The organism is Arthrobacter sp. SO3 (assembly GCF_020532825.1).
In the GTDB taxonomy this organism is placed as follows: domain Bacteria; phylum Actinomycetota; class Actinomycetes; order Actinomycetales; family Micrococcaceae; genus Arthrobacter.
Map to the genome: position 1 here is coordinate 1 of NZ_MQTS01000020.1, position 10,305 is coordinate 10,305.

Genomic DNA, 10,305 nt, shown 5'->3' on the forward strand with positions numbered 1-10,305 from the left:
TCTTCGGCGAGATCCATGCCGGCGACATTGTTGTAGTGGATGTGGACGGCGAAGGCGACGACGCCAAGTTCACTTTCGCAAACAACACCAAGCCGCACATTCCCGATGCACTGCCCGCCGCGAGCTAGACGGAAGACGGGACTCGACGACGAGGCCGGGCGGCCACCAGGCTGGGCCACCGGACAGCCTGCCCCTTGAGTTAGACAATGACGTCAGGCGGCAGCGCAGCAGTCAGTGCGCATTTAAGCAGCATCAGGTCGATCTGACCAAGCACGACAACACCGTAGATGAAGGCTTCCACCTCAAAGAGACCGGCGTTACCGCCGACGCTAAAATAGGAGAGCCAAATTTCGTCTAAAGACATCTCGCTGGTTGCGACAAGGTTTCGGGCCCGGGACCGGGCGTCCATATCCCAATGCTAGAAACACGTCAGCCACACCACAAGACACTGTTGCTACCACGCGCGTAATCCCACCCAAGACGAAGCCATAGGCAGTCCCTGACCGTATTGAGCGGCGGCACGCGATGCAGTGATTTTTGTCAGGGCTCACCGACGTTTGTGGCCGCACGAGTACTGGCTCAGAGACTCAGTCCCATGGAACCATAGGGAAAAATGCCCTAGATGCAGGCGGCGTCACGGTGGGACTATGCAGACATGAGCGAGAATGCACAGCGCCGTTAGGGCGCTTCTGCTCCCGGCGGCGAGCACGAGCACGTGCCGACCCCGTCTGGAGATCATCCTGGCAAACCGCCCCGCAGCAGATACGCACGGTGGGCCAGCGCCGGCGGGTTTCAGAGGAAAAGCTCGAAACACAAACATCGCGAAGCCAGGGTAAGGCCGGTTGGCTGAGCCGGCCTTCCCCTCGCCTGTGCTCGCGGTACCGGGCAGGACGCCCGGTACGGGAGGAATTCAATGGACGTCAACGTTCTGCGCCGGGCGGCCAGGAAAGGCCTGGACGACGGACACTTCAGTCTGCTGGATCTCTCGCTCGGCTTCTGGGCAAACGGAGGCCACGCCGAGGCATTGGACCTGGACGCCTTCATTTACTGCCTGAAAACTCTGTCAAGTTCGGACATACTCGTTCTGGCCTGGACGCTGGAGGAACTTCACAATGCCTGAAAAGTCGGCGGCACCACCGCAGTCACCCGGAGCCGTTCTCTTAGGCAGTCTGCTGGTTCTCTGCCGTCAGCGACTCTGGTGGCCGGGTCGGCAGGTGGCGGTAGAGGCTGGAGCGGGTGATGCCGCACGATCGCCGAGATCGAGAGCGCCAGGTCGGGCAGGTGCATCGGCACGGACGCGGGCCGCTCGTTCGATTGCGTAGGTTCGTTCCATTTGGCCCAATAGCGCGAACATCCCGACTGCCGGCTGCGACATGGGATCCTCCGGATTGGCAGAATCAACCCGGATCGGATCACCAGGTTCCGCACCCCACGCCTCCGTCAACAGGACGCACGCGGTCATGTGCTTACCTGGCAACGCCACCATGAACAGACGTGACCTCAAAGGAGGCAAACCAGCAAGACGACGACGCTCCCCCAGCCAGCGTCAGGTCATGCAGTGAGCGGCTCTCCCCACCATGAACAGATAACCAGCGACAACGCCACCCAAACACGAAGGAAGGAAACGGCCACCAACAAAAAAGGCCCCGGCAGGCCCATAAGTGAATAGTTTGTCCACACTCAGAGGCTCACAAGCCCCTGAACAGGGAAAACACGTGTCCGAGGTGGGACTCGAACCGGGTTCCACGCCTTGCAAACACTGGACTCCCCCCGAAACATACGGAATCCGGCCCAGTCCGGCACCGGTACGGCCCAGTACGCGACCCAAAGTGTGGACACTGTCCACACCCCCAATTCTCCCCAGCAGAGGCCTCCCCCAGACAGCCGCACCCCGCCAGTGACAGGGTGTGGCGCTTCTTTGCCCTCAGAGACTTGATCCGGCCGGAGAAGTTCACCCTCGGCTGCACCCAGGTCCTGCCCGCTCCCGTTAAGGACTTCAGGGCACGCCCGCACGGCGCACTGAGTCGTCAGGCTCCGCATAACGATTCTGCCTCCCGTCATCCCCTTCATGGTCCGATCGGCCGACAGCCCCATGACCCGCCGGGAAAGCCGGCTATGCCCGGGTCAGGTGTGCGGCCCCGGCTATTGCCGAGCTTCCAAGATCGCTCTTCTTCAGGACCTGCCGGGCTTCCAGGGCCTCGGTCCAGGCATCGGTCGTGCTGACGGCGGCCCAGTTCGAGTTCAACAGCGTGAGCAGCGTGGTATGCACCGTCTTTGCGTCAGCGAACCCTGCGTCGTTCGCGAGGTGGATAGCCCCGGTGGCATCTGAGAGAACTTCGGTGTTGAAGCCAAGGAATTCCGCTTCAACGGCCGAGGCGAGGATGCAGTTGTTGGTCATGTAGCCCACCAGGGTGACAGTGTCGATGTCATGCTCGCGAAGCCAACCGGCGAGGTCCGTGTCAGCGTAGACCGAGCCGTACTGCTTGATGACGCCCTTCCATGTATCGGTCCTGCGGCGTTCGATGTCGGGGTGAAGTTCAAACTCCGGTGTGCCCGGCGCGAAGACCGGCGCGCCTTCGCCTGCACTGTGCTGGACGGCCGCGATAGGGATCCCTGCAGCGGCCGCAGCATCGAGAGCCCGCACGATCATCGCTAAAGACTCCTCGTGCGGCGGGTACTGGATCTCGAGAGGTCCATTGAAGTACTGCTGCTGGACGTCGATGAGGATAAGGGCGCGACGAGGGGTGCTCATGAAGTTCTCCCGGATAGCGGTTAGCTGGCCGCCTAACGGCGACCCCTCCATCTTCCGCAATCCACGCCGGGCCCACCAGTGGCACGAGGGCCCATACAGGATTGATTCAGGCCAAAGGCGCTCCAAACCCCGCTCACGCGATCAATATTTGGCTGCAGCGAGTGTACCCCTCGTCGGAGCTCATAGCCGTCTTCCGGGGGTTTCGTAGCGATTGGTCATCCCATTGGGCATGATCGGGCACGACCGAGCCGGCGTCTCCGGCTCTGCTGCCTGAACGACGCCGGCTCAACACCGGGTTTGAAGCCATCGGGATTAGCGCTTCAGCAGTCCTGAAGATAGCGAATAGCGGTTCGGCTGTCCAGCACTTCGGCATACTTGGCCTGGAGGTCGTAGAGCGAAGCCAGATGCACCGCCTCGTTTCGGTCTCCCACTCCGTCGCTGACTACGACGGGGATAAAGCCGTGCTGAATGGCATCCACCGCCGTCGCCCGGACGCAACCGCTGGTGCTGGTCCCGACAATGACAACCGTATCCACGCCCTGTGCCTGAAGCAGCGAGCCAAGGCTCGTGCCGAAGAATGCGCTGGCATATTGCTTGACGATCACTGCTTCGTCCGGCAAAGGGCTAACTTCGGGCATGATCCGGCCATCGGGAGTTTCGCCGATAAGCCGCCGCAGAGCCGGGACCTTCTTGATAAAGACGCCGCCGTCCGCACCCTCAGGCCCATAACGGACTTTGGTATGTATCACGGGCACCGAATTTAGGCGGGCTGCAGCGATTACCTCGGCGGCGACTGACAGGCAGGACCCGGAGGGCAGACACAGAGGACTTTCCGGATCGAAGTATGCCTGCATCAGGTCGATTGAGAGGATAGCGGGCCTCTTCCCAAGCGTCAGGGATCCGTTAAAGCCGTCGGTGAACCCCTCCACGGTTATGCTCACACTGCCAGCGGCGGCGTTGGTGCAGGCAACCCCGTTTCGACCAGACTGTTGGCCAGCAGCGTTGCCATGTCACCACCCCGGTTGAAGAGGGGCAGCGGCTCTTCGCGGATCGACCGCAGCTCTGACCGCAGCGCTTCGGTTGCACCGGCGTCGAGCTCCCCGTCCTCGCTGCAGGCCACACCGTAGCGGCGGGCCCCGGCAGCAGACACCAGGCCGCGGCGCACTTCCTTGCAGACCAGTTCAGGGTCACGGGACAGCGGGTCGCCCCATCCGCCGCCGCCCCAGGTTACGAAGTGGAGGACATCGTCCTTGCCGACGGAAACATCATGTACCTTGCTGGGCAGCACCTCCGTGGTGCCATCGGCCCTATCGATCCACTTGCGGCCCCGGGAGCCCGGTTCCCCGCCTTTGACTCCCCAGGGATAGGTCAGCCAGCGGTCATCGTGGATGGCGATGGTGCCCGGCTCCAGGAACCGGTAGGCAACGTCCACTCCATTGCCGCCCCGGTGGAGTCCCGGGCCGCCGGAGTCCGGGATGGTTTCCCAGCGGTCCACGATCAACGGGTAGTAGGACTCCAGGTATTCGCAGGGGATGTTGACAAAAGAGGGCCACAGCGAATGACCATCGGGGCCGTCGCCGACCGGCCGGCCGGGAATGCCGCCGAACCCGATGGAATAGAGCTGGAACCATTCGCCCTTCCGGTCCCCTTCGCTGTAGTTGCCGGAATACATAAAGTGCGGGGACGATGAGAACCCTGCAGCATTCAGCAGGTCCGGGTTGGCCTGCCCCAACAACCCCCCAAAGAGGTCGAAGAGCCTGCCGATGCCGTGATTGCGGCCGTTCAGGGCCGCCGGGTACTTGGGTTTCCAGAATGAATTCTCCGGGATTTCAACGTCCACCAGCGGATAAAAGCCGTCATTCCAAAGGATTTGCGGATCCGCCACGGTGATCATGTAGATGCCGAAGAACATGCGGATCAGATTCTCGTTGATGTAGTAGTTGATCGGCCCCTGTGCCTGAGGACTGCTGCCCGTGAGGTCGATCAGCACCTTCTCTCCGGTGCGCGTGATCGTCATCTTCAGCTCGTAGGGCCCGAACCCGCGTCCGTCGTCGTCGATGTAGTCCGTGAAGGAAAGCGGCTTGTCCTCTTCGAATACCAGTGCGAGCAGCACTTTCATGGCGCGGTAGTTGCGGTCGAGCAGCGCATTCAGGACGGAGGTGTAGGTGTCCACACCGAAGCGGGCGCACATCTCCTGGACCCGCCGCGACGCCGTGCTGCAGGCCGCAACAATGCCGTTGAGGTCGGCCCGGTTCCAGTCCGGTTTCCGGACCTGGTTCAGGATGATGCCCAGCGACGTTTCGTCGCGTTCGCCCTTCCTATACAGCTTGAAGGGCGGGATGATTACGCCTTCTTCGAAGATTGTGCGGGCGTCTGTGGGCATAGAGGCCGGGGTCTTGCCGCCGACGTCGGTCATGTGCCCGAACTGGGACGCCCAGCCGACGATGCGTCCCTCGAAGAAGATGGGCATGACGACGAGCCAGTCGTTCGCGTGGCTGATAGCGGCGCCGCAAGAGTATGGGTCCGATGTCATCAGCACATCACCTTCCTCGATGGTACCGCTGAAGTTTTCGAGGAAGTCCGGGATGGACAGGCCAAACTGGCCCACGATCATCTTTCCGGCAGGATCAGCAATCAGGGGAAACTCGTCGTGCTGCTCACGGATGCCAGGGCTCAGCGCCGTGCGGAAAAGCGTTTCGTCCATTTCGTAGCGGGCGCTGCGGAGAGCATTTTCGATAAGGTCGAGGGTCACAACGTCCACGTCCACCGTATTGAGGGGTCGCGTGGCGGTTTCAACTATCTTTGCCATGGGTCAGTCCTTTGCGGTGGCGGGGTCGGCAGTGGGTCGGATGAGCAGGCTGCCGTGAGGGTGGACGGTCGCCGAGTGCCCGGGAAGAACCAGTGTTGTGGAGTCCATTTCGGTGATGACCGCGGGGCCGGTGACCACGTTGCCAGCCTTGAGCCGGTTGCGGTCGTAAATAGTGGCCTCGATGTTCTCCCCGTCAACGAAAATCGTGTGTTTGCTGCGTTCAGCCTCGGAGGGATCAATCCCGCCCTCTTCAAGGGTGATGGACGCTACGTCGGGCCGGGGTCCACTGACGGTTGCCCGCGCGGTGACGAGTTCGTGTTCATTGTCGAGCAGGAAGGCGAACAGCCGCTCGTGCTCTTTGTCGAATTGGGCGCGTAGCTGGGTGAGCCCGTCGCCTTGGCCGAAAGTATCGAGATTTACCGTGATGGGAATTTCAAATCCCTGGCCGTGGTACCGCAGGTCCGCCGAGTACGTGACGGTGAGGTCTTTATCGTCCAGGCCGGCCGCCAGGAGCGATTCGCGGGCGGTGGCCTCCAAGTCCTCCATGACGCCGCGGACTTGCATGTCGTTAAGTTCACTGAAGCGCCGCACCAGTGTGCGTGCAGACTCATCGCGAAGGCTTGTTGTCGCGTCGCCGTATGCGCAAAGGACTCCTGGTGAGGGGGGAATGATCACCGGCCAGGCGCCGGTCAGCTTGCCCAGGGCATTGGCGTGCAGGGGGCCGGCACCGCCGAACGCGACCAGCGCGAAATCCCTGGGATCGAATCCCTGCTGCGTTGAAACGAGTTTCAGGGCACCGTAGATGTTCTCGTTGACGATGTCGATGATGCCCTCGGCCGCGTTTTCCACCCCGTCCAGTCCGACGGCTTCGGCGATCATCTTCACTGCAGTGCCGGCGGCCTCGGCGTCGAGGCCTATCTCACCGCCGGCGAGCTGCGAGGGCAGGTAGCCAAGGACCACGTTTGCATCCGTGACGGTGGGATCCAACCCTCCTCGGCCGTAAGAGGCAGGTCCGGGAGATGCGCCCGCCGACTGGGGACCAACCCGCAGGGCCTGGGTCAGTTGCGGGACGTGTGCGATGGAGCCGCCGCCTGCACCGACAGTGCGGACATCGACAGAGGTTGCACGGACTGTCAGGTCACCGACAGTGGTTTCGCGGCCGATGCGCGGTGTCAGGTTCTGCACAAGCGCGACATCGGTGGACGTGCCGCCCATGTCAAAGGTCAACAGGTCCGAGAAGCCCGCCTGTTCGGCGGCCCATACCGCGCCGGTGACACCGCCGGCAGGTCCCGAGAGCAAGAGGGACACGGGATTGCCCGAAGCCACCCGGCCCGAAACCAGCCCACCGTCACTGCGCAGGATGGACAGTTGCGCATCGACGCCCGCCTCACCAAGCTTGCTCTCCAGATTGCCAACATATCGGGACACCTGGCCCTGCACATAGGCGTTAGCGACGGTTGTGATGGTGCGCTCGTATTCGCGGAGCTCGGGGAGAACAATGGAAGACCGCGAAACGGGGATGCCCGGGAGTTCTTCGGCTGCGATCTCGGCGATGCGCTGCTCGTGCTCGCCGTTGGCGTAGGAGTTGATCAGGCTGATGCTAAGCGCCTCGATACCTTTCTTCTTCAGCTTTCGCAGCTGAATCCGGACATCCGCTTCGTCCAGCGCCGTGATTACTTGACCGCTCGTGGTGACCCGCCCAATCACCTCAACCGTGTCTTCGAGGTCGGCGAGCGGCTCAGGTTTGGGCCAGATGATCCAGCCAGCAAGACCACCAGGAACGAATGACCGCGCGATCTGCAACACCTGGCGGAAACCCTTTGTTGTGACGAGTCCAACACGGGCGCCCTTATGTTCCAGAATGGCGTTGGTCGCAACAGTCGTGCCATGGAGAACTTCCCGTACTTCCGACATGGCAATGCCGGCAGCCTTACACGCCTGTTCAATGCCATGCAACACTGCGATGGACTGATCCTCAGGCGTGGACGACGTCTTGTATCGGTGCGTCTTCCCTGTCTCCTCATTGATCAGCAGAATGTCCGTGAATGTACCGCCGACATCTACACCAAGCCGAAACGCCATCAGTTCTCCTCAAATAGGAACAGCTCATACCTGGCGCTTCCGCGCCATGGGCGGGTAATGCAAGGCGTCAACCGACGCATCCGGGGACGGCCAATGTCCGACTCCGGAGGATCAGAGCCGCTCGGACTCCCCCGGACCGCACCTCGGTGTAATTCACCTCACATCTACTGAGCCTCAGGCTAAAGCTCCACAAACACCCATGTCAACCAACTTGCATACAATTCCGGCGGGAACTTTTGATGCTCCTTGACGAATTGGGGGCTGTTCTGCCAAGTTGTATACAGATTCGATGCCCGCTGTCACTGAATGGGCGACTTCGCACGGCATCACAGGGTAATTCCAGGAGGCCCGCATGACGACAATTGTTCAAACCACGACCGGCTCAGGACCACTTGCAGGTCTCCGCGTGGTGGAAATGGGCCAATTGCTGGCCGGCCCCTTCTGCGGTCAGATGCTGGGCGACATGGGAGCCGACGTCATCAAGATTGAAGATCCTGCCAAGGGCGATCCGCTTCGCCAGTGGGGCCGTCAACTGCCAAAGGGACAGTCGCTGTGGTGGGCCGTCGTGGGGCGCAACAAGCGCTCTGTCACCTTGAACCTGCGCGAACCCGAAGCCCAGGACCTCGCGCGGAAGCTCCTGTCTTCAGCCGATGTCCTGATCGAGAACTTCCGGCCCGGAACCATGGAACGATGGGGTTTGGGCTACGACGAACTACAGCAACTCAACCCCCGGCTCATCATGGTGCGGGTTTCCGGTTTCGGTCAGGACGGCCCATACTCCCAACGGGCCGGGTACGGGGCCATCGGTGAGGCAATGGGTGGACTCCGGTATGTCGTGGGAGACCCGTCAACGCCGCCGTCGCGGGTCGGTATCTCAATCGGTGACACGCTCGCAGCCCTCTTCGCGACCATCGGGGCGCTGGCGGCCCTCCGGGAACGCGAGATCAGCGGCCGCGGGCAGATCGTGGATTCCTCCATCTACGAGGCAGTCCTCGGCGTGATGGAATCGTTGGTGCCGGAGTGGCAGATCTCCGGCTACCAGCGCGAACGCACCGGGGCCATTCTCCCCAACGTCGCGCCGAGCAACATCTACCCCACCAGCGACGGCAAATGGGTGCTCATCGCGGCCAACCAGGATACGGTCTTCGGTCGGCTGGCGACAGCGATCGGCCGGCCCGAACTTGCTTCTGATCCTCGCTATGCCTCGCACGGGGCACGTGGGGAGCATCAGGCAGAACTCGACGGGATCGTCGCTGAGTACACGTCAACACAGACCGCCGAGGATCTCGAAGCCTCACTGGAGAGTCATGGAGTTCCCGCGGGCAAAATATTCCGGCCCGTGGACATGCTCGCCGACCCGCAGTACCAGGCCCGCGAGTCGATCATCTCCGTGGACCACCCGGTGCTCGGCCCCGTCTCCATGCAGAACGTCTTCCCGAAGTTGAGCCGGACCGCGGGTACGGTCCGCTGGCCGGGCCCGGAATTGGGCCAACACACGGAGGAAGTTCTGGCCGGGATCGGTATCACCGACACCGAACTGTCGAGGCTTCGTGAGAAGGGACTGGCATGAGTATCCCAAACCTGCCCTCCTCCATACGACTTGTAGAGGTCGGCTTGCGCGATGGGCTGCAGTCCGTCACTGAGACTATCCGCACCGAGGACAAAGTCGAACTTATCCACTTGCTGATCGACGCAGGGGTCCGGGAGATCGAAGCCGTGTCTTTCGCCCACCCTAAGGTGCTTCCACAACTCGCCGACGCGGAAGAAATTATGGCACGAGTGCCCCGCCTTCCCGGCATTACCTACAGAGGACTGGCCCCGAACCTCCGGGGTGCCCAACGCGCGGCAGACTGCGGGCTGGACGAACTTGTTGTCGTCGTTTCCGCGGACAACGAGGTCAGTCTGCGAAATCAGGGCCTTTCGACAGACGAAATGCTGATTGACCTTGCGAAGATCGGGGAACTGACGAAGTCAGCTGGCACACGCCTCGTGGTCGCCGTAGCGTGCGCGTTTTTTGCACCTGCACGCGGTCAAGTCGATCGGGAGGACCGACTACGCGTCGTAGCGGCCGCGGCCGACGCAGGAGCAGGCGGTGTCTACCTTGCGGCGACGTCCGGAGAAGAGCAGCCCGCGGAAATGTTTGACGGCGTTGCCGAGGTGCGGCAGATGTATCCGCAACTGGACCTGGGAGTGCACCTGCACAACCGCAACGGTTTCGCTCCGGCTAACGCACTGGTATCCATGATGGCCGGAGCAACTTGGCTGGAAGGCTCCTTCGGAGGACTCGGCGGGGACATGTGGTTCCCCGGCGACCCGACAGTCCTCGGCAACGCGGCATTGGAGGACCTGATCCACCTTTGCCAAGGCCTCGGGATCGAGACCGGCATCGACCTGGTGAAATACATGCGGGTTTGCGCCCGGATGACAGAACTCACCGGCCGCCCGTCCTCATCATTCGTCTCCCGCGGAGGGACCCGCGCCGAACTTGCATCGGCCAGATGGCCCGAGGATAGCTGAGTTCCCAGTGGACAACGTTGTTCCCGGCCCAACTGTCCTGACGCTTCAACTGCCCTGAGCCGCGTTAACCCGGGGTTTTCATCAATGTTGGGCTGAGGGGTGTGTTTAAGAGACGAAAAGGTGCTCTGACAAGGGAAAATAGGGG

8 protein-coding genes are annotated in these 10,305 nt (G+C 61.9%); 3 read left to right on the forward strand and 5 right to left on the reverse strand.

Going from position 1 to position 10,305, the window contains the following annotated elements; all coding sequences use genetic code 11:
* Positions 1–199: 199 nt before the first annotated feature.
* Positions 200–409: a hypothetical protein gene (locus tag BJQ90_RS02170; protein WP_226758674.1), complete on the reverse strand. Its 210-nt coding sequence runs from the start codon at positions 407–409 to the stop codon at positions 200–202.
* Between the two features lie 504 nt (positions 410–913).
* Here BJQ90_RS02170 and BJQ90_RS02175 point away from each other — a divergent pair.
* Positions 914–1,120 (forward strand): hypothetical protein, encoded by a 207-nt coding sequence (locus BJQ90_RS02175; protein WP_226758675.1) that lies wholly within the window; start codon positions 914–916, stop codon positions 1,118–1,120.
* 993 nt (positions 1,121–2,113) lie between these two features.
* On the opposite strand, the gene BJQ90_RS02180 is transcribed toward BJQ90_RS02175, so the two are convergent.
* From BJQ90_RS02180 to BJQ90_RS02195, 4 genes are all read right to left on the reverse strand, one after another.
* Positions 2,114–2,752, reverse strand: a complete 639-nt coding sequence (locus BJQ90_RS02180; protein WP_226758676.1) for an isochorismatase family protein — start codon at positions 2,750–2,752, stop codon at positions 2,114–2,116.
* A 320-nt stretch (positions 2,753–3,072) separates the two neighbouring features.
* Positions 3,073–3,693 (reverse strand): isochorismatase family protein, encoded by a 621-nt coding sequence (locus BJQ90_RS02185; RefSeq protein WP_226758677.1) that lies wholly within the window; start codon positions 3,691–3,693, stop codon positions 3,073–3,075.
* The gene (locus BJQ90_RS02190) at positions 3,690–5,561 is read right to left on the reverse strand and encodes a hydantoinase B/oxoprolinase family protein (RefSeq protein ID WP_226758678.1); all 1,872 of its coding nucleotides are present in this window, start codon (positions 5,559–5,561) and stop codon (positions 3,690–3,692) included. The genes BJQ90_RS02185 and BJQ90_RS02190 overlap by 4 nt, the downstream gene beginning before the upstream one ends.
* Before the next feature lie 3 nt (positions 5,562–5,564).
* The gene (locus BJQ90_RS02195; RefSeq protein ID WP_226758679.1) at positions 5,565–7,643 is read right to left on the reverse strand and encodes a hydantoinase/oxoprolinase family protein; all 2,079 of its coding nucleotides are present in this window, start codon (positions 7,641–7,643) and stop codon (positions 5,565–5,567) included.
* A gap of 352 nt (positions 7,644–7,995) precedes the next feature.
* Between BJQ90_RS02195 and BJQ90_RS02200 the strand changes: the two genes are divergently transcribed.
* Together BJQ90_RS02200 and BJQ90_RS02205 are read left to right on the forward strand one after the other, a co-directional pair.
* Positions 7,996–9,213, forward strand: coding sequence for a CaiB/BaiF CoA transferase family protein (locus tag BJQ90_RS02200; RefSeq protein WP_226758680.1), 1,218 nt, complete (start codon positions 7,996–7,998; stop codon positions 9,211–9,213).
* Positions 9,210–10,160 (forward strand): hydroxymethylglutaryl-CoA lyase, encoded by a 951-nt coding sequence (locus BJQ90_RS02205; RefSeq protein WP_226758681.1) that lies wholly within the window; start codon positions 9,210–9,212, stop codon positions 10,158–10,160. The genes BJQ90_RS02200 and BJQ90_RS02205 overlap by 4 nt, the downstream gene beginning before the upstream one ends.
* The last annotated feature ends 145 nt before the right edge of the window (positions 10,161–10,305 follow it).